We start from the raw sequence: 19,200 nt of genomic DNA on the forward strand, positions 1-19,200 counted from the left end.
CTCGCTGCACATGTTTGGTTGCAGCGAGGGCCTATTTTTTATTTCCCTTTTATCTCTAGTAGTTTTAATCGAAGGTCGTTTTCCATTGACGCTAGTTCCTGCTCGGCTATGCGGCGCTTGTGGCGGCCTTCCTCTTGGATTCGCATTGTTTCTTCGAGTGTAGTGATCAGGCTTTCCTGTGTTTTCTTTAAGGTTTCAATATCAACGATTCCTCGTTCGTTTTCTTTCGCCGTCTCGATGGTATTGGTTTTTAGCATTTCTGCATTTTTCAAAAGCAGCTCATTGGTTGTTTTCGAAACTTGCTTTTGCGCCTCAACCGCATGACGCTGGCGAATTAAGGTTAAGGCGATCGCGACTTGATTTTTCCATAATGGAATCGCCGTCATGATCGAAGATTGGATTTTTTCCACAAGCGCTTGATTCGTATTTTGAATCAAACGAATCTGCGGTGCGCTTTGAATGGTAATTTCTCGGCTTAATTTCAAATCATGCAGACGTTTATCCAACCGATCCGCAAACTGGATCATATCATTAACTTCTTGAAACTTCATTTGATCATTGGTCTGTTCCGCTGCTTTTTTCAGCTGAGGAATCGTCTTTTCCTGCATTTCCTCCAGCTTAATCTCCCCAGCAGCAATATAGACATTCAAGGCATGGAAGTATTCCTTATTGGTCTCATACAATTGTTCGAGCAATTTTATATCGGACATCAAGACATTCTTGCTGCGGTCTAGTTTTACACTAATTCGGTCAATTTGTGCACCCGTTTTTTGATATTTGGAAAGCACTTCTTGAACCGAGCTTGAAATTTTTCCAAACATACGAGCAAATAAGGATGGCTTCCCATCCTTCAAATCATCGGGATTCACTTCATCCAGCCGCTTCATTAAATCGCTAATGATCTGCCCGATTTCCCCCACATCCTGTTTCTGCACATGTTCAAGCATCGTATGTGAGAATGATAGCAGCTTACCTTGGGCTTGGGTACCATATTGAATCATCGACTGATGGTTTGTCGGATCGATTTGCTCGGCAATCTGATAAGCCTTGGCCCGATGTTCTTCCGGAATCACATCAATTAATTTGACAGGTTTCACCTCGCTTGTTTGCTGGATTGGACTTTTAGCCGTCTCCAGTTGACCTCCAAAAGGATCAGCAAGGATATCATCTAATAAATTACCAGTTTTACTTGGTTGAATTGGGTTGTTTTCGGTCATTTTAGCCACCTATTTTCTTCCGGGAATTTAGCGCTCTTTTCCTTATTGAGAGCATGCTTTGCAACATCAATTTCAAAATTCAAGTGATCAATGTCATCTGATATCACTTTGTACAAATCCTCTTCCACTACCCTTGTGAGTTCATCAAGAGTATGACGGGTTTCGATGAGAGATTGGCCCATCTCCATGTTCTTTTTCGGCTGGGAAGATAGAAAGCTGTATTTTTCGGTCAGTTCCACAATGGAGTCCAAATGGGAAAAATAAAACTGCTCCGCTTGGTAGAAACGCTTCGGTTCTTTGGTTGTCATCTTGTGGATCTTTTTTGTAATTCTTATGAGATCAATTCTTTGTTTGACAGATGAAATATCGCGAATCGAAAATAGGTTTTTATTCAAGCGATTGATTTTCTGTTTGGCTTCCATAAGGTTCTTCCTTATGTACCGATATTCTTTTCTGGATATTTGATGCTTTTTTAAAAAGCGGGTGTTCATCACAATGCCAAGAATAAAATGAGTAAGCAGTCCTGTGGTTAAGGCGATTCCCGTTGCTGCCCAAAAGGTTTGGTCAAAAGGAAAATAGCTGATCAGCCACGTTAAGATGGTTATTGGGACGGCCGCAGATGAGCGGATAAGAAACGACAAAATCGGGTTCATATTTGGATCGACTCCTGACTTAAGACATCTTTATATTCCTACGAATGAATGCAATGGAATGTTTCATTTCCCTCTAAAATATATGCCAAAAAGAAAATTACTTCCATTAACTACTTCCACAATACAGGAAAAAACTCCTCCCCGCCATAGACTTCAAACGGAAAGAAATCTAGGACTTGAGACGTATTTTTTAGGTAGTGGCGGATGTCGAACCCCCACTGTAGGCTTCTGCCCAAGAGTCAGTTTGTTAGATGCATAGGATAGATACAGGTAGTGAGGAGAGAGGAGAATAGATATGTATCAACCTTATTATATGCCAATGGAGTATCAAAATAGTGTAGGAAATGAGCTGAATTTTCAAAGACAATATCATGGGGGCGGAGTGCATCACAATCATGACGGGCATCATCATTCCGGGGGACAGCATCATTTCGGTGGACAGCATCACATTCATGATGGGCACCATAACCATGGGGGACATGGGGGACATGGCGGACACCCAGGATTAAATCTTGGGTCATTAGGCTCGAGCCTGCTTGGCCTTGGTTTAGGGTATTTAGGTGGGGCTGGGCTGGCAAATGCAGCTAATCCAGGAGGATATGGAGGATTCCCTGGTTATGGCGGATTCGGAGGATTCCCTGGAGCACCTAGTCAAAGTTTCAATCCATACGGCCCCGGGCCTGGCGGAGCATTTGGCGGGGGTATTGGCTTAGGCTATCCGACTGGAGGCAGCCCGGGTTACCCAGGAGTTGGACCGAATATGAACATGTATGGGCAACCGTTCCAGCCAACTCCCAGTTTAAGCGGCTATGGCACATGGTCCCCAAGTGAATATGGCCTGCCTAGTCCAAGGTATGACTTGGGAAGATTTTAATTCTGGCTGCAAGGCAAGAACTACTCCGTTACATTTAAAGAAAGAGCAAGACCATGGGTCCTGCTCTTTTTGGCAATTCATTGGGTTGTCACAAACTGAATTAGGTAAAACTACCGCTCATATAATTCAATCGGCAGCCCATCTGGGTCTGCGAAGAAGGTAAATTTCTTGTTTGTTATGGGGTCTACACGGACGTCCTCAACATTCACATGATGATTGGACATATATTGAACCGCCTCTTCGATATCATCTACTTCAAATGCAAGATGCCTCAATCCAGCTGCTTCAGGATAGCTTGGCCGTTCAGCTGGGGACGGGAACGAAAACAATTCAATTTGATATTGATCATTCACTGCTAAATCAAGCTTATAGGAATCCCGTTCCTCCCGATATACCTCATTTACCGGAGTGAGCCCAAGGACTCGTATATAAAAATCCTTAGATTTTTCATAATCCGAACAAATTACCGCTACATGATGAATCTTATTTAACTTCATTTAACCATTTCTCCTTAATCAATCATTCTCCTAAGTCCGATGGCCGTTCCTCTTTTCCGAAGTGGTGGAGGATAGCTTTGACGATGCGTTCAGAAGCAAAGCCATCTCCGTATGGGTTGGAGGCATGAGCCATCTTGTCATGGGCGGCAGGGTCTGACAGCAGCCCATCTGCAAGATCAAAGATTGTTTCCTCATCTGTTCCTGCAAGTTTTAGCGTGCCCGCTTCAATTCCTTCTGGCCGTTCAGTGGTATCGCGCAATACTAATACGGGTACACCTAGGGATGGCGCCTCTTCCTGGACACCGCCAGAGTCCGTTAAAATCAAATAGGCTCTTGAGGCAAAGTTATGGAAATCGATCACATCTAGCGGCTCGATGAGGTGAATCCTTTCGTGTTCGCCCAGTACACGATTAGCAATCTCACGAACAACTGGATTCATATGGACAGGATACACCACCTGAACATCCACATGCTTTTCAACCAATCGTCGAATCGCACGAAACATATTTTCCATTGGCTTCCCTGTGTTTTCCCTGCGGTGGGCCGTCATAAGAATTAACCGGTCATTCCCAAGTTTGTCTAAAACAGGGTGAGTATAATTATCTCTCACTGTGGTTTTTAGCGCATCGATGGCCGTATTTCCAGTGATATAAATCCCGTCTTCCCGCTTATTTTCCAACAAAAGGTTTTGCTTCGATTGGGAAGTTGGCGAGAAGTGAAGATCTGCCAACACCCCTGTCAACTGACGGTTCATTTCCTCCGGGTACGGGGAATATTTATTATGAGTCCGGAGTCCAGCCTCAACGTGTCCAATCGGAATCGAATGATAAAAAGCAGCTAAGCTCGCGACAAAGGTGGTCGTCGTATCACCATGGACCAGGACAATATCCGGCTTGACGTCCGCAAGAACTTGATTGAGCCCTTCTAAACTCCGGGTTGTTACTTCTAGCAAGGTTTGCCGTTCTTTCATTATATTTAAATCATAATCAGGAGTAATTTCAAAAATTTGCAACACTTGATCAAGCATCTCCCGGTGCTGAGCAGTAACCGTAACAATCGGTTTAATATGGTCAGGGTATTTCCCTAATTCTTTTACCAAGGGAGCCATTTTTATCGCTTCCGGTCTCGTTCCAAATACAGTCATTACCTTCAATTGATTATCCATAGCGGCCTCCAAGTATCCTTCAATCCATAATATTTCATTCACTAACATGATACCAAAGATTGCTCATTTATGAAAAAATCATATTCTTTCCCTTCCAATGTCACCTTATTGTTTTCTAAAAATTTCTTTGTACAATATTACTTTTCTCGCTAGGGCGAATATATTGCAGAGTAAATTTCGAAAAATATCCAACCTAGGAGTGAATAATATTTTGAAAAAAAGGGCCCTTATTACCATCCCTATCAGTTTGCTGCTTATTGCGGTCATGGTGGCTTCTATATTCCTAATCAATCTTAAACCACAGGCTGGCAAAATCGCTCAAGCCCAAAAACTTGCGGAATACTCGAAGCCAGCAGTGGTTCGAATTGTAGATTATGCTGTTGTACAATGGCAGTTTAATAATCCGTATGATCCTGAAGTTATCGCCATATTAGAGAAGTTAAATAACCAATCTGTTGTGGGAGGCTCGGGTTCAGGGGCCATTATTAGCTCGAACGGCTATATCGTTACGAATGCACATGTGGTGGAAGCGACCCAACAGGAAGATGCAGAAATTGCCAATGCTGCCTTTGAACAACTTGTAACAATCATCGCGGATTATTTCAAAGTCGACTATGAAACTGCCTATAAATATATGGTCCAGTACACACAATACTCGGGAATTCAAAAGGTTTTAAAAGTAATTTTACCTAGCGGAGATGTCCTTGATGGGGAAGTAAAAAGCTATGGTGCCCCAATTAACGAAGGAAAAGACGTGGCGGTTTTAAAAATTGAGGGCAAAAATCTGCCGACTTTACCTCTTGGTGATTCAGATAATATCCAAAACCAAGATAATGTTTGGGTCAGCGGATATCCTGCTGCTGCCGATTCGGATCTATTATCACCTGATTCATCGCTGGTTTCTTCGATGAATGCTGGACAAATTTCGGCTACTTCCAAAAAGACAGATCAAGGAAGCCCGGTCATTCAAATTAATGCGGCTGCCACTCATGGAAATAGCGGCGGGCCGGTCATCAACACAAAAGGGGAAATCATTGGCCTGCTCACCTTTAGGGGAGACACAGTCAACGGCCAAGAAGTTCAAGGCTTTAACTTTGCCGTTCCTGTTAATACGGTCAAAGAATTTGTAAACCAAGCTGGGGCGAAAAATGCAAAGAGCGAAACGGATAAACTTTACCAAGAAGGACTTAATCTTTACTGGGGCGGCTACTATAAGCATGCGTTAGAAAAATTCGAGGCGGTTCAGCGGATTTACCCAAATCATTCCGAAATCAAACAATATATCGCGAATGCTGAGAAAAAGATGGGCAGCAGCAAGACACTCTGGTCTGATTACGCCACAACCTTCTATATCGTGGATGGTGTATCTGGAGTTCTCATTATCATTCTCTTGTTGTTTACCTTTGCTTTTAGACCGAAGCAGCCAGCTGTTGCTCAGGCACTGACTGCTCCAACCCCGACAACAGCAACACCGCCGGAAACAGGGCCAGAAAATACACTAACAGACCTAAATAACGACGGGAAAATCGACGTCCAAGACATCCTCCTCGCCCTCCAAGAGGCACAGAAAAAGCAGAAAAAAGACGAGGAATAATCTGGTGCCTGACACCAATATAATATATTGGTATAAACCTATAGATTTAGGGGATGTAGCGGAGACTACGTCCCCTTTCTATAAATACGGAATTCAGTTCATGAAGGAGTGATCACAGTGACTGAAAATCTGTTATTAGCTTTTGGTTTAACATTGTTTGCAGGGCTGGCAACAGGAATTGGCAGCCTCCTTGCGTTCTTTACCTCACATACCAATACTAAATTTTTATCAGTAACTCTCGGATTCTCTGCAGGTGTGATGATCTATGTGTCGATGGTTGAGATTTTTGTAAAGGCCAAGGTAGCTCTTGTAGATTCCTTGGGCGTTGGATTAGGAAACTGGTTAACGGTCGGCGGATTTTTTGCTGGGATGCTGTTAATAGCCAGCATTGATAAATTTATTCCCAAGCAAAGTAACCCCCATGAACTAAAGAAAGTAGAGGACATGACGAGGGGAGGAAGTACGAGTACTGGAGAAAAACCAGATTTGTTAAAAATGGGCACATTTACAGCCCTCGCAATCGGAATTCATAACTTTCCGGAAGGGATTGCCACCTTCACTTCGGCGCTGCAAGACCCTGCCCTTGGGATTGCCATTGCCGTTGCGATTGCGATTCACAATGTACCAGAGGGCATTGCCGTTTCTGTTCCTGTCTATTTTGCGACAGGGGATAAAAAGCGGGCCTTTAAACTATCATTCTTGTCTGGTTTATCTGAACCAGTCGGGGCATTAGCCGCCTACCTATTCTTAATGCCGTTTCTGAACGAAATCATGTTCGGAATTATTTTTGCAGCGGTTGCCGGGATCATGGTCTTCATCTCCCTCGACGAATTACTGCCCGCTGCAAAAAGATACGACGAGGCACATCTATCAATCTACGGATTAATGGGAGGAATGGCAGTAATGGCCCTCAGCCTGTTATTGTTTATATAAGAGACTGCGGTCAGCAGGTGTTGGGGATGTTGAGGATGTTGGTGTCAGGCACCATGTGAATTTTTCACATGGTGCCTGACACCTAAATTAATGAAGGTCGCTGTTCCATACTGTCCTTTTATTTGGGCGTTCACACCTCATTCAACTGGATGGCTTCCGATATGCTTTGGTCGGTTATGGAACGGCTTGATTGCAGATCTGAGATCGTACGAGCTAGTCGGATAATTTTGATTTGTGTCCGGTTACTCCAGTTATTTTTAAGAGCTAGTCGCTGTAACCTAGATTGTTGTACACCGGTTAAAGGGCTTTTGTCCAATAGGATTTCATAGGGGATTCTTCCGTTACAAACCTCTCTCCCATATCGATCATATTGTCTGTCCCTCGCCTCCTCCACTCGTTCCCGGACAATTTTAGAGGACTCACCTTCCTTTTCATGTACAGCAGAGTTAAAATCAATCGGCCCTAAAGTAAGATTAATATCAAAACGATCCCTAAGCGGGCCAGAAAGCCTATTCTGGTAAGCCATTATTTGCTTCCTTGTACAAGTACAATAATGCGTATTTGAACCTTCATAGCCACAGGGGCATGGATTCATCGCTGCGATTAATATAAACGATGCTGGGTATGTAATGGTCGCATGCGTTCTACTAATCATGATCAACCCATTTTCTAATGGCTGACGGAGCATATCTAAAGTTTTTTTCGAAAACTCCCCGATTTCATCAAGAAACAAAACACCACGATGGGCTAAGGATATTTCACCAGGCTTTGGGTATTGTCCTCCGCCGATAATAGAAACTCCTGAAGCGGAGTGATGCGGATTTCGATAAGGCGGCATATTAGATGGGGGATAAGAATTCTGACTCAATTGATACAAACTGATAACCTCAAGTAACGACTCTTTAGTTAGTGAAGGCAAAATAGAAGGAAAAGATTCAGCTAACATACTTTTTCCACAACCGGGCGGGCCAGTCAGTAACACATGATGTTCTCCTGCCGCTGCAATCTCTAAAGCGTGCTTGGCCCCTTTATGCCCTATAATCTGCTTCATATCTAAATAAGTAATGCTGGTAAATCTCTCGTCCTTTTGTCTTTTTTTAAAAGAAGGAACCCATTGTCCTGAAAGATGTGAGATTGCCTCCTGCAAACTAGAAACATAGATAATTTCCATTGGTTCAAGTTCTAATACAGGCAATTCTTCATTAAAAGGGATATAAAGCTTTTGTATCCCTAGTTTCTTTGCAGCAAGGACAGCAGGCAGCATCCCTTCGACTGGCTGAATGGAGCCATCTAACGATAATGCTCCCAGGAATCCTGTATCCTCGGCAACTATTATATCGAGTTCATGCAAACTCTGCAGAACCGCTATCGCCATCGGCAAGTCAAACATGGAACCGTATTTTTTTTGATCTGCAGGTGATAAATTAATGGTAATTTTCTGGCCTGATAGATGATAACCTAATGTTCGAAGCGCAGCAATGATACGCTCCTTGGATTCCTTCACCGCCGCATCCGGCAGACCAACAATTTTAAAGGAATCGTTCCCTACATAAGAGCCAACCTCTACATTTACACGATATCCTTCCATCCCTTTTAAGGCGATACTCGTTACTTTAGCCCACATCTCACATCCTCCTTATCGAGCATATGAATTTTTCCATCTTCCCAAAAAAACTTGTCTGTGGGTAGTGCGTTTAGATAATTTTCATAGTGTGAAAGGGGCGGATCGGGAAAATAGGAAAGAAGTGGTTGGGGGTCAATTAAAGGGATACTCTCACCGAAGATATAGGCCCGGCAGCTGCTCCAAGGATAATCCTCAGGATTTACCACCATCCCTGCTGAAGTTGGATTTAAATGAATGTATTTACTTACGTCTATCTCGTATTCAGGAGAATTAAGAAGTTCATCACCGTATCGCTTTTCGAACACATGACCAGAGAAATTATATTTTTTATTAATATATTTAGCGAATTTAGTGTTGAGATGTTTCATGATTGTACTTAGCGGGGTTTCTAGTGTTTCAAGCTGCAGGTGGATATGATTCGTCATTAAGCAGTATGTGTGAAGGTTAAAGGGATAACGCTCTTTTGTTTCTTTCAATAGGGCCAGATACTTCTCAAAATCATCATTGTCGAAAAAAAGGGAACTTCTTCTAATGCCTCTGCTCGTAACATGATACTTCGCACCTTTGTACCAAAGGCGAACACTGCGAACCATTGTAAATCACTCCTTAAAAATTAATGGGGCGGGATAAAAACAGGTGGAGTCGAGGGAGATAGGGGTAGATGTGTGAAGATGTGGGAAAGACCGCTCCCCCATACAGGAAACGAAAAAGTATACCACTAACACATTGATTCGACACCACTTCCCAAAATCCTGCACAACACACCAAAATTCACGATATCCCAGATAACATTCAGCACCACACCTATTGTCCACCCAGTAAAGACAGATGTCCACAGATGGTGCCTGACACCATTTATCACCATAACACCATAAAAGATGTATAAAAAGACCTAAAATGTAATATTTATTTTGTATGGCTTTATTTTTCTTACTTTTTATTTGGGGGTGGTTGTCTCTGAACGCGGTAAGAATCATTCAATGGCTGTTGGGTGGATTGCTTCTCATCTATGGGATTTATCTTATTTTTGGAGTGCAGGAGTTCTTTGGAACCTTAGCTATAATCGCGGCCTTTTTTATCTTTCCGAGTATTGGAAAAGGACCAAAAGGATCTGATAGCAATGATTATGTAAATGATTATCACAATGATTCAGACTACTCGAATGATAATGGCCATACCAATTCTGGCGGGGATTCTGGCGGGGATTCAGGTGGAGACAGCGGCGGGGATTAATAACCACTAATACACACACTCAAAACCACCCTTGCCATCAGTGACAAGGGTGGTTTTTTGACCGTTAACCCTACCAATTTTACTTATTTTTAGCATAATAGTACAAGAACCAGACTGCATGATTTTGCTCATCGGCGGCCGCTCTCCGAAATGCTTCTTTTATAGTTGGATCCGAAGTACCATCAGCGACTTCCAGGTAAAAATCCACCGTGAGTTGCTCATCTTGCAAGGCAAATTCTAGTCCCTCTAGGTAAACATCAGGACATTCCTCGCTGAGCTTCGGTTGTTGTGGCTTTCGCCCGGTTAGCTGAGTATAAATGTGTTCAAATTGTTTATGGTGTTTTATTTCATCTTGGCGTATTTCAAGGATTTGACCTTTCTCCTTCTCATTGGAAGCCAATTTTGCTAATTTGCTATAACAATGGATAGCGTTGTACTCACCATGAATCGCTTTTTCCACTTCTCTAATCAATTTATTATTTTGTCTATATAAAGCATCGTAATAATTCGTGTACGGATACATAGTAAAACCTCCCCCATTTTATCTCAAAAATATCCTACGTGAGACGAGACTCTAGGGTGCTTACTATTCTGTACTTTTCACTAAAAACAATATGAAAATATCAACGATGGTGCCTGACACCCGTTTAGGATTTTACACTTTTAGAAAGAATGGGTTAAGGGATGCTTTCAGAAGTAAGCGGAATTTCTAACGAATCAAAGTACTTACTATTTTTATTGATATTAGCTTCCTAAACTGCTTATGCATCAGCAACGAAATAAATCTCAAACCATATGATAATGATTAGATTATTTACGGACGTAGATTTACTTAGTATCACGTTTGGGTCCTAACTCAGCATACTCTTCCCATACAAAATCTGATAAAACGGAGGTTTCTACATGAAAATGAAGGTATTAGGTTTAGCAGCGGCGATTCTTTTTATCCTGAGTGGCTGCTCCATGCTAAATGAGGCGAAGGATACTCTCTCCTATGTAAATGATGCATCGGACTATCTAAATAAAGCGACAGCTTTTGCAAATGATGCTCCATCTATTGCGCAACAAGCCGTAAGCGATCAGCAGGCCACAAAAAAACTGCAAACGATGCTTCAAGAAATGAAACAAGAAATCAATTCATTCAATAAACTTCAAGCACCGGAAATAGCAGCCGACTTACATCAGCAACTTGTTGACCAAAACAACAAATTAACTGCTGGCATAGATCTATATTTAAAAAATATCCATAATGGGTTACTCGACCCTTCTACCCTTGAAAACACAGAAATTTTTCAAAGTGTCCAAGAAATAAGCAACATCCTTGATCAAATAAAACAACTTGGTCAGTAACAGCGAATTCGAAACCTTAGTTCAAGTATTCTATGAATGTGGTCACATTGAATGGAACTTCTCAATGTGGCCCATTTTATTTTTTGTATTCTCCTAAATAAAATAGGCTTAATGATCTTGTGGGACCTTATACAGGATTAAATTCCACGTTTTATCATCAATAGATCCGAAGGTGACCCGGTAATCCCTTTTTTGATACACAAGCGTTTTCCCTGTCTTTTTCCCTTTTGTCGGGTTCCCCATTTTCGCTAAAATCTCTTCTCTGGTAATTCCAATCTCGACGTGAAACATGTAAAGTGTTTTTAATTCCTCTTCATCAATTACGACCCGTCGATTTTTTATTGTATAGACATAGGTATTTATATCTTCGTGATCATGCATTTCTTCATATTTGCCCCAAACTTTTTCGACATCTGCTAAGTGGATTTTTTTATCTAATCGCAGCGGCGTTCCGACCAGAATCCCCTTTTCAAATCCTTTGATTGTTTCTTTATCTAAAACGATGACATTATCTTTGGATGTGTTGGTGTGAGGTATCTCTTTGGCACATGCCGCCATTAGTGATACCAGCATAATCGCCACTCCCAGCATTCTCCATTTCTTCATAAACCAATCCCCGCCTCTCGATGGCCACTAAAAATAGCATACCATATTTGTTCATATCCAAGAATTTGATGTTATGATAGTAGCAATATTAGAAATTAGCATTTAACATGCGGGAACTGTCTCCCCCAGAGGAACAGTTGTCCACAAGCGGTGCCTGACACCAAACTCTACACCGACACTTACACCAAACACTTACACCAAACACGAAAGGAGATGGATAGGGCTATGAGTTCTTTTATTCAGGAACGGGAAGGTATTTTTCATGGGGTTTGCCCGCTTGATTGTCCGGATCAGTGTGGGTTACTTCTACATAAGGAAAATGGGAGGATTATTAAAGTGGAGGGTGACCCCGAACATCCGGTCACCAAAGGGCATATTTGCAACAAAGTCCGAAATATGACAGAACGGATTTATGATGAAAATCGCTTGAAATACCCGCTAAAACGCACCGGCCTTAAAGGTGAAGGCAAGTTCGAACGAATCAGCTGGGCGGAAGCGATCGAGACCATTACCTCCCGGTGGAGCAATTTAATAGAATCTAACGGACCCGAAAGCATCCTTCCCTACAGTTTTTACGGAAATATGGGCCGGCTTAATGCCGAGGGAATGGACCGCCGTTTCTTCCATCGACTCGGGGCTTCCCGATTAGATCAAACCATTTGTTCCGCAGCAGGCTCAGAAGGCTATAAGTACACCATGGGCGGCAGCATCGGCATCGACCCGGAAGATACAATTGATTCAAAGCTCTTCATTTTTTGGGGAATTAATGCGGCCAGCACCAACATGCATCAAGTCGCCCTTGCTCAAAAAGCCCGTAAACAAAACGGGGCTAAAATCATCGTTATTGATGTTCTCAAAAATCAAACTGGCAGATTAGCAGATTGGTTTATTCCGATTTTGCCTGGCACGGACAGTGCCCTCGCTTTGGGAATGATGCACATTCTATTTGCCGAAAACCTGATCAACCAAGACTTTTTAGAAAAGTATACAATCGGTCACGAGGAACTGCGTGAGCATGTCATCCAATATGACCCAATTACCGTTTCTGCGATCACAGGTGTCCCAGTAGAGGATATATACAAACTGGCCCGCTTGTACGGTGAAACATCACCTGCGTTTATTCGCATCGGTAATGGTCCCCAGCATCATGACAATGGCGGCATGTTCGTCCGGACAATCTCCTGCCTTCCCGCCCTTACAGGCCAATGGCTTGTCAAAGGCGGCGGCGCAATCAAAGGAAATTCGGCCTATCTGGCACCGAATACCGCGCATTTGCAACGACCGGATCTATTAAAAAATAAACAGACCCGCGTGATCAATATGAACCTTCTCGGTGACACGTTACTTGCTCTAGAACCGCCAGTGAAGTCACTTTATGTGTACGGCTCAAATCCTGCCGTGGTAGCACCTAATACAAATAAAGTCAGAAAAGGTCTAGCGCGCGAAGATTTATTTACGGTGGTCCATGATTTATTTTTAACCGAAACAGCCAAATATGCGGATATCGTTTTACCGGCAACATCCTCTTTTGAAAACACTGACATGTACACATCGTATTGGCATCACTACATTCAGTTGCAGCAGCCGATCATTGAACCATTTGCTGAGTCAAAATCCAATGTTGAGGTGTTCCGATTGCTTGCCGAGGGGATGGATTTCACGGAACCACTTTTTCAGGAAACGGAAGCGGTGATGATTGCACAAGCCTTGGATAATCCACGCAACCCTTATTTAAACGGGATTAACTATGAATCATTAGTGGAACAAACATTCATGAAGGCCAAGGTAAAACCGATATTTCCTGGCAACCTCCCAACCCCTAGTGGAAAAATTGAATTATTTTCTAAGAAGATGAAAAAGGATGGGTATCCCCCATTGCCAACTTACATACCTTTAGAGGACGATGGGGACCACCGATACCAATTTGTTCCGGGCCCAAATCATAATTTCTTAAACTCTACCTTTTCCAACAATCAAAAACATATGACATTGGAAAAAGAGCCGAAAGTCTATATGAATCATCTTGATGCTTTATCGGAGGGAATTGAAGATGGCGATATGGTTCGAATCTGGAACCAGCGCGGTGAATGTGAATTGAAGGTTTCTGTGGGTGAGCAAGTCCTGCCAGGAGTCGTGGTGACGCAAGGTCTTTGGGCCGATACAGCCAATGCCGACTCGAAACAGCTAGTAAACGCACTTACTCCCGACCGAATCGCCGATATGGGCGGCGGCGCCACCTTCTTCTCAGGGCGTGTAAGTGTATCAAAAAGATAAAAATGGTGCCTGACACCCTCTTGGGTGTCAGGCACCAACTTAAACTTAAAATTAACTCGCCTTATATCCATGCCCGATCATCTCGTGGACATTGTGGACGGTGACGTAGGCGTTCTTGTCTGTTTCTTTTATTATACTTTTCAGCTGGACGATTTCCTGCTTATTGATGACGATGTAGAGGACTTCTCTGTTCTGCCCTGTGTAGCCGCCGCGCCCGTCTAGCACCGTTAACCCTCGGGACATTCGACTCGTAATATTGGTCAACACCTGCTCAGGCGTATTCGAAATAATCAGTACGGCTACCTTTTCATCCAATCCCTCAACAATGAAATCAATCGCTTTTGCCCCGATAAACACAATCAACAGCGTATACATTCCTTTTTCTAAGCCAATAATGAAAATCGATCCCACTACGACTACAATGTCAATAATCAGCATCCCCTTGCCAATGCTCCAGCCTAGCAATTGGTTGGTCAGTCTTGCTAAAATCGTTGATCCTCCCGATGTTCCTCCCGTCCGGAAAATCAGCCCCAACCCTACTCCAACCAGCAAACCAGCAAAGATCGATGCCAAAAATGTATCCTCGGTCAGTCGATGCCCAGCATCCTCCGTTACATACAAACACAACGAGCAGGCTGCAATCGAAATTAGCGTATATATAAAGGTTCTTTTTTCAAAAAATTTATATCCCACCGCTAACAGCGCCACATTCAAGACAAAATTTACGACACCTGGTGACCAGTCAAACAAATAGTGGGCAATAATCGTAATCCCTAAAATGCCGCCTTCTGAAAGATGATTGGGAATCGTAAAATAATTGACCCCTAAGGCAAAAATGAGCGCCCCTAGTAAAATATAAAAAATATCCTTTACCGTCCTCTTCATAAAAACCATCCTTTTGTTTCTCCTTATATCACCTAATCTTACCCTAAGAAATGTTAGCCATCAATTAACATTTGCGCCACAAGAAACAAAAAAAATACTGCAAGAACCCAATCATTCTCGCAGCATTTTTTCATCATTTGATGGTGTCAGGCACCAAGTTCTTCGCTTTTAAAGGCTTTGTTCAACCAGTTCTTCCCTTCGACTAAGCGTGTGACCAGCATTGCACACACGGTGTTTCCGGTGGAGTTGAGCAGTGTTGCCGGGGCATCAATGATCGTACTGATTACGGCGATAATGGGCAAGGTTTCTGGCGGGAAGCCATACACACTGATAATTAGCATCTCACCAATCATCCCTCCGCCAGGAATCGCCCCCATCACCGCACCGACTAAAAAGGCGACCGCTAAGACGCTTAAAATATTCGGGATACTCGTTAAATCCTTCCCGAACAACGCAAATAAGAAGACGATTTTCAGCACACCTCCAAACACGGATCCATCCTTATGCGTATTCGCACCAAGCGGAATAATCGTTTCGGCGATATCCTTCGGCACCCCCATCTTTCTGACTGTGGCCAAGTTGACCGGAATACATGCAGCACTTGAGCAAGTGGCAATCGCTGTAACCGATGGTGTAATCGCATGTTTCCAAAAAACCTTCACACCGTCCTTGCCCCCGGCAATAAAGGCATACAGGGTGAAGAATCCGAAATAATAAATCACGGCAAGTATCAGATATAATACAAAGGAGCGGGCATACCCCTCTAGAATTTGCGGCCCAAGTTCACCAATCACCGTAGCAAAATAACAGCCTAGTCCAATCGGTGCATAGTACATAATAATACTGACCATCTTCATCATGACTGCCGTTGCAGCCGATAAAAAGTTAGCCACAGGTTTTGCTTTTTCCCCAACCATCGCAGTGGAAATCCCAAATAGCAGCGAAAAGACAATCAATTGCAGCATATTACTTCTTGATAACAATAAGTTGAAATCTCCTACCGTAAAGGTGGCAACGAGATGGTCAAGAAACGACAATTTCTCAGGATTATTCTCAAAAGATGTTTGGCTCATTACCGCTTTAATCGAAGCGATATCGGCATGTTCAATCGGATGAATGATGGAGGCACCTGTTAAGCCCAAAATCGCTGCCACTGAAGCTGTTACTAAGAACACAACCAAAATACTGCCCATGATTTTTCCAAGCCGTTTCATCCCATTCATATTGGCAATCGCAGAAGCAATGCTGAAAAACACTAATGGGACGATCATCATGAACATTAAATTTAAGAATAAATCCCCAAACGGCTTAACAAGTGCAGCCTTTGGTCCAAATATCAAACCTGCAGCCCCGCCCACGATAATAGCAGTTAGCAAGATAAGGGTAAATCGATAATTTTTATAGAATAATTTCAAACCTTTCACAGCCCTTCAATATGTACCTATGAAAATCATACCTAAGTTCGACGGACAGGTAAATGAGCAATTAAGTCTAAACCTTGAAACTTATGAACGAAAAATACTTCAACAAAATGCACATCCCCTATAATTCTACAAATTTCGAACACGGACAAGCACGGATATTGTCTATATTTTTGTATTTATATTCATTTATTAATAGAACTCCCTTCCATACAATTAAGATAGAAATGGAGGGATTATTCTGAAAAAATTCATAAAAGTATTGATTGCACTAACACTGTTCCTAACGATCCTCATACCTTTTCAAACGGTTTCCTACGCAGCCTCTACATCTTCTGCAACCGTAAATACGAAAGCGCTAAATGTACGTGAAAAGCCTACGACGCATTCCAAGAAAAAAGGCGTCCTCAAAAAAGGCACCAAAGTAACAGTTTATTCGAAAACCAAATCGGGCTGGTCGCAAATTAAATACAAGTCTAAAAAAGCGTATGTGTCCACAAAGTATTTGAAGTTTATTACCAAACGGGCCAGCTTCTTGATCGATAAGACCAAAGTCTATACCTATAAAGGGACGGAAGGAAGCTACCAATTAATCCCGACAGGAAAAAAATATGATTCTTGGGACATTTGGTACTACGCCACTTCTTCTGATAAGCAAAAATTCATTGTCGGCGAAGACAGTAAAGGACTCTATACCGGGTATATTGACTCCGAATATTATATAGATATCAAATATCCAGCGAAGGTCGGCCTGAAATGGGATATCGGCTATGAGGGAGAAGGACAAGCTCGGATTACCTCCTTAAAAATGACGGTGAAAACGCCAGCTGGGACGTTTAAAAACTGTATCGAGGTAAAGGAAGATTCCGGGTATATTTACTACTATGCGAAAAATATCGGGCAAGTGAAAACGGTACGCGACGGAATAACCGTCATGGAGTTAGTAAGTTTGAAGAAGAAATAATCTCATTACAAAATAAAGGGTTACTCCCACTAGGAGAGAGTTACCCTTTATGTATATTTGGTTATTAGCATGGTTTTTTACGGATTTTTATACTCTGACACTTCAATGGGTAATGGCTGCGAGGTCAGTATTGTTAGCTGAATAAAGAAAACACTGGCCCGAAAGTTTTTGAGGCCAGTGTTTTTTAATAGAGTTATGGTGTTGGTGTCAGGCACCAATTTTAATACTGTTGCTGCTGATGCCATTTCCAGGCATCCTCAATAATTCTTTCTAAGTTCCGTTCAGCCTTCCAGCCAAGTTCGGAATGAATCTTTTGGGAGGAAGCAACAAGCATGGCTGGGTCTCCGGCACGGCGATCGGCCATTTCGACGTTCGCCTCTATACCTGTTACTTTTTCACATGTTTCAATAACTTCTTTCACCGAATAACCTAGACCGTTGCCAAGGTTATAAATCTCAGTTGACTTCTTCCCAGCCAGTAACGCCTCGAGGGCAAGGATATGCGCACTTGCTAAATCAGTGACATGGATATAATCACGAATACATGTACCGTCAGCGGTATCATAATCTGATCCGAAAACAGCTATCTTTTCTCGCTGCCCTAACAGTTGTTGAAGGACAATCGGAATTAAATGAGTCTCTGGGTCATGACTCTCGCCGATTACTGCTGATGCATGGGCACCTGCTGCATTGAAGTATCGCAGAATCACATAGTTTAATCCATAGGATTTCGAGAAATCTGACAGGATTTGTTCAATCATCAGTTTGGAATGTCCATACGGATTAATCGGTCTAGTTGGAGTAGTTTCATCAATCAACTCTACATCTGGAATTCCATAGGTAGCTGCTGTTGAAGAGAAAATAAAGTTTTTAATATTGTTTTTAATCATGACTTTTAACAAAGTAAGAGTAGCTGCCACGTTGTTCTCATAATATTTCAACGGATCAACAACAGACTCCCCAACCAAGCTAAAGGCTGCAAAATGCATGACCGCCTTGATTGGGTAACTTTTGAAGATCATTTGTAAATCTTCTTCATTACCTAAATCACCTTCAACAAAGACTGCCCGGCTGTCCACTGCCGCTCGGTGACCGGTCGTTAAATTATCAAGAACAACCACTTCTTCTGTTTCTACTAATTCCTTCACAAGATGGCTACCAATATAGCCTGCTCCGCCAACGACGAGAATCATATTCATTTCCCCTTAGCTAGAATTTCAATTACTTTCACTATTATAACATTTTGTCGAAAAAACAACATAATTTATGAAATTGCAAGAAAAGCGCAGGCGCCCTTCATTGAAAAAGGGTGTCAGGCACCATGTGATTTTTTTCACATGGTGCCTGACACCCTAACTTAACTGTACTCCGTTTTACGCCACTTGCCCGTCAGCATTTCGTTTTCTTCTTTTTTTGTCGGCTTTGAGGACTTTTATTGAAAGGTATATGCCTGTACCGGTTAAGAAGATCAATGCGATAGCCACTAAGTCTACCAGCCATTTTACATTGGTTGTGCCTATTTTTCCTTCGTGAAGACCTCTAATGATGCCTGTGATAGAAGTCGATCCACCTTCACCGCCAGCCCCTGGGCGACCTGGAAATTGGTTAGCTGCTACATTTTGACCAGGTTGACCGTTTGAGTTTGCTCCATTTGGTGCTTGAGCTTGGGATTGATCTTGAGCTGTGCCTTGGGTTTGGCCTGAATTAGTCGTTGTTCCTTGCTGCATGTCTCCTCGATTAAACTGCCCTGGCTGGAAATTGCCTCTATTTCCTTCCATTTGTGTCTGGCCGATTAACCATGGCTCATTCATCAATAATCCCGTAACCGACTCGATTAAGATAAAGATCGAGCAGATTAAACCAATCCATAAGTGTGCCTTTCTTGTTTTCTTCATATACATTCTCCTCTTT

General features: G+C 42.5%; 20 protein-coding genes. 7 read left to right on the top strand and 13 right to left on the bottom strand.

Translation table 11 applies throughout. The features are described 5' to 3' along the window. Positions 1-38: 38 nt before the first annotated feature. On the bottom strand, positions 39-1,217 hold the full coding sequence (locus AC4QJR_RS24790; protein WP_251461060.1) for a toxic anion resistance protein: 1,179 nt from the start codon (positions 1,215-1,217) through the stop codon (positions 39-41). Continuing rightward, complete coding sequence (locus tag AC4QJR_RS24795; protein WP_098575053.1) at positions 1,214-1,870, bottom strand: 5-bromo-4-chloroindolyl phosphate hydrolysis family protein; 657 nt, start codon at positions 1,868-1,870, stop codon at positions 1,214-1,216. The genes AC4QJR_RS24790 and AC4QJR_RS24795 overlap by 4 nt, the downstream gene beginning before the upstream one ends. 295 nt (positions 1,871-2,165) lie before the next feature. On the opposite strand from AC4QJR_RS24795, the gene AC4QJR_RS24800 reads away from it, so the two are divergent. After that, a complete protein-coding gene (locus tag AC4QJR_RS24800; protein WP_496524523.1) occupies positions 2,166-2,744 on the top strand; it encodes a hypothetical protein in 579 nt (192 codons plus the stop codon). A gap of 110 nt (positions 2,745-2,854) precedes the next feature. On the opposite strand, the gene gloA2 is transcribed toward AC4QJR_RS24800, so the two are convergent. Then, positions 2,855-3,241, bottom strand: coding sequence for an SMU1112c/YaeR family gloxylase I-like metalloprotein (gene gloA2 / locus AC4QJR_RS24805; protein WP_251461066.1), 387 nt, complete (start codon positions 3,239-3,241; stop codon positions 2,855-2,857). A gap of 22 nt (positions 3,242-3,263) precedes the next feature. After that, positions 3,264-4,406 (bottom strand): non-hydrolyzing UDP-N-acetylglucosamine 2-epimerase, encoded by a 1,143-nt coding sequence (gene wecB / locus AC4QJR_RS24810; RefSeq protein WP_496524524.1) that lies wholly within the window; start codon positions 4,404-4,406, stop codon positions 3,264-3,266. A 211-nt stretch (positions 4,407-4,617) separates the two neighbouring features. On the opposite strand from wecB, the gene AC4QJR_RS24815 reads away from it, so the two are divergent. Then, positions 4,618-6,000, top strand: coding sequence for a S1C family serine protease (locus AC4QJR_RS24815; RefSeq protein WP_496524525.1), 1,383 nt, complete (start codon positions 4,618-4,620; stop codon positions 5,998-6,000). 117 nt (positions 6,001-6,117) lie between these two features. Further along, complete coding sequence (zupT, locus tag AC4QJR_RS24820; protein ID WP_098575058.1) at positions 6,118-6,933, top strand: zinc transporter ZupT; 816 nt, start codon at positions 6,118-6,120, stop codon at positions 6,931-6,933. A gap of 130 nt (positions 6,934-7,063) precedes the next feature. Here zupT and AC4QJR_RS24825 read toward each other — a convergent pair whose 3' ends face one another. After that, complete coding sequence (locus tag AC4QJR_RS24825; RefSeq protein ID WP_098575059.1) at positions 7,064-8,557, bottom strand: YifB family Mg chelatase-like AAA ATPase; 1,494 nt, start codon at positions 8,555-8,557, stop codon at positions 7,064-7,066. Continuing rightward, positions 8,542-9,150 carry a transposase gene (locus tag AC4QJR_RS24830; protein WP_251461072.1) on the bottom strand — a complete coding sequence of 203 codons (609 nt, stop codon included), beginning with the start codon at positions 9,148-9,150 and terminating at the stop codon, positions 8,542-8,544. Before AC4QJR_RS24830 ends, AC4QJR_RS24825 begins: the two co-directional genes overlap by 16 nt. Positions 9,151-9,508: 358 nt before the next feature. Between AC4QJR_RS24830 and AC4QJR_RS24835 the strand changes: the two genes are divergently transcribed. Beyond that, positions 9,509-9,790, top strand: a complete 282-nt coding sequence (locus tag AC4QJR_RS24835) for a hypothetical protein (protein WP_496524526.1) — start codon at positions 9,509-9,511, stop codon at positions 9,788-9,790. A gap of 79 nt (positions 9,791-9,869) precedes the next feature. Here the strand turns inward: AC4QJR_RS24835 and AC4QJR_RS24840 are convergent, their stop codons facing one another. Next, positions 9,870-10,313, bottom strand: a complete 444-nt coding sequence (locus AC4QJR_RS24840) for a ferritin-like domain-containing protein (RefSeq protein WP_496524527.1) — start codon at positions 10,311-10,313, stop codon at positions 9,870-9,872. A 380-nt stretch (positions 10,314-10,693) separates the two neighbouring features. On the opposite strand from AC4QJR_RS24840, the gene AC4QJR_RS24845 reads away from it, so the two are divergent. Beyond that, positions 10,694-11,140 (top strand): DUF6376 family protein, encoded by a 447-nt coding sequence (locus AC4QJR_RS24845; RefSeq protein ID WP_496524528.1) that lies wholly within the window; start codon positions 10,694-10,696, stop codon positions 11,138-11,140. A 108-nt stretch (positions 11,141-11,248) separates the two neighbouring features. Here the strand turns inward: AC4QJR_RS24845 and AC4QJR_RS24850 are convergent, their stop codons facing one another. Then, complete coding sequence (locus AC4QJR_RS24850; RefSeq protein ID WP_496524529.1) at positions 11,249-11,746, bottom strand: hypothetical protein; 498 nt, start codon at positions 11,744-11,746, stop codon at positions 11,249-11,251. A gap of 225 nt (positions 11,747-11,971) precedes the next feature. Here AC4QJR_RS24850 and AC4QJR_RS24855 point away from each other — a divergent pair, with 225 nt between their 5' ends. Next, positions 11,972-14,020 (top strand): molybdopterin oxidoreductase family protein, encoded by a 2,049-nt coding sequence (locus AC4QJR_RS24855; RefSeq protein WP_496524530.1) that lies wholly within the window; start codon positions 11,972-11,974, stop codon positions 14,018-14,020. A 51-nt stretch (positions 14,021-14,071) separates the two neighbouring features. Here AC4QJR_RS24855 and AC4QJR_RS24860 read toward each other — a convergent pair whose 3' ends face one another. Together AC4QJR_RS24860 and AC4QJR_RS24865 are read right to left on the bottom strand one after the other, a co-directional pair. Next, entirely contained in the window at positions 14,072-14,905 is an 834-nt protein-coding gene (locus AC4QJR_RS24860; RefSeq protein WP_496524531.1) for a YitT family protein, read from the bottom strand. 146 nt (positions 14,906-15,051) lie between these two features. Then, a complete protein-coding gene (locus AC4QJR_RS24865) occupies positions 15,052-16,320 on the bottom strand; it encodes a dicarboxylate/amino acid:cation symporter (RefSeq protein WP_496524532.1) in 1,269 nt (422 codons plus the stop codon). Positions 16,321-16,588: 268 nt separating this feature from the next. On the opposite strand from AC4QJR_RS24865, the gene AC4QJR_RS24870 reads away from it, so the two are divergent. Beyond that, positions 16,589-17,290 (top strand): SH3 domain-containing protein, encoded by a 702-nt coding sequence (locus AC4QJR_RS24870; protein ID WP_496524533.1) that lies wholly within the window; start codon positions 16,589-16,591, stop codon positions 17,288-17,290. 77 nt (positions 17,291-17,367) lie between these two features. On the opposite strand, the gene AC4QJR_RS24875 is transcribed toward AC4QJR_RS24870, so the two are convergent. The 3 genes from AC4QJR_RS24875 to AC4QJR_RS24885 form a co-directional block, all read right to left on the bottom strand. Further along, a complete protein-coding gene (locus AC4QJR_RS24875; protein ID WP_496526759.1) occupies positions 17,368-17,535 on the bottom strand; it encodes a hypothetical protein in 168 nt (55 codons plus the stop codon). Further along, positions 17,511-18,482, bottom strand: a complete 972-nt coding sequence (gene galE, locus AC4QJR_RS24880; RefSeq protein WP_098575066.1) for a UDP-glucose 4-epimerase GalE — start codon at positions 18,480-18,482, stop codon at positions 17,511-17,513. The genes AC4QJR_RS24875 and galE overlap by 25 nt, the downstream gene beginning before the upstream one ends. Positions 18,483-18,662: 180 nt before the next feature. Next, positions 18,663-19,190: a PepSY-associated TM helix domain-containing protein gene (locus AC4QJR_RS24885; RefSeq protein ID WP_496524534.1), complete on the bottom strand. Its 528-nt coding sequence runs from the start codon at positions 19,188-19,190 to the stop codon at positions 18,663-18,665. Positions 19,191-19,200 lie beyond the last annotated feature (10 nt).

The organism is Neobacillus sp. BP17, assembly GCF_059579525.1.

Excerpts from the sequence above, each read along its gene's own strand:
- AC4QJR_RS24790 (WP_251461060.1), bottom strand. The coding sequence starts at position 1,217 with ATGACCGAAAACAACCCAATTCAACCAAGTAAAACTGGTAATTTATTA.
- AC4QJR_RS24795 (WP_098575053.1), bottom strand. The coding sequence starts at position 1,870 with ATGAACCCGATTTTGTCGTTTCTTATCCGCTCATCTGCGGCCGTCCCA.
- AC4QJR_RS24800 (WP_496524523.1), top strand. The coding sequence starts at position 2,166 with ATGTATCAACCTTATTATATGCCAATGGAGTATCAAAATAGTGTAGGA.
- gloA2 (WP_251461066.1), bottom strand. The coding sequence starts at position 3,241 with ATGAAGTTAAATAAGATTCATCATGTAGCGGTAATTTGTTCGGATTAT.
- wecB (WP_496524524.1), bottom strand. The coding sequence starts at position 4,406 with ATGGATAATCAATTGAAGGTAATGACTGTATTTGGAACGAGACCGGAA.
- AC4QJR_RS24825 (WP_098575059.1), bottom strand. The coding sequence starts at position 8,557 with ATGTGGGCTAAAGTAACGAGTATCGCCTTAAAAGGGATGGAAGGATAT.
- AC4QJR_RS24830 (WP_251461072.1), bottom strand. The coding sequence starts at position 9,150 with ATGGTTCGCAGTGTTCGCCTTTGGTACAAAGGTGCGAAGTATCATGTT.
- AC4QJR_RS24840 (WP_496524527.1), bottom strand. The coding sequence starts at position 10,313 with ATGTATCCGTACACGAATTATTACGATGCTTTATATAGACAAAATAAT.
- AC4QJR_RS24845 (WP_496524528.1), top strand. The coding sequence starts at position 10,694 with ATGAAAATGAAGGTATTAGGTTTAGCAGCGGCGATTCTTTTTATCCTG.
- AC4QJR_RS24850 (WP_496524529.1), bottom strand. The coding sequence starts at position 11,746 with ATGAAGAAATGGAGAATGCTGGGAGTGGCGATTATGCTGGTATCACTA.
- AC4QJR_RS24855 (WP_496524530.1), top strand. The coding sequence starts at position 11,972 with ATGAGTTCTTTTATTCAGGAACGGGAAGGTATTTTTCATGGGGTTTGC.
- AC4QJR_RS24860 (WP_496524531.1), bottom strand. The coding sequence starts at position 14,905 with ATGAAGAGGACGGTAAAGGATATTTTTTATATTTTACTAGGGGCGCTC.
- AC4QJR_RS24875 (WP_496526759.1), bottom strand. The coding sequence starts at position 17,535 with ATGGCATCAGCAGCAACAGTATTAAAATTGGTGCCTGACACCAACACC.
- galE (WP_098575066.1), bottom strand. The coding sequence starts at position 18,482 with ATGATTCTCGTCGTTGGCGGAGCAGGCTATATTGGTAGCCATCTTGTG.
- AC4QJR_RS24885 (WP_496524534.1), bottom strand. The coding sequence starts at position 19,190 with ATGTATATGAAGAAAACAAGAAAGGCACACTTATGGATTGGTTTAATC.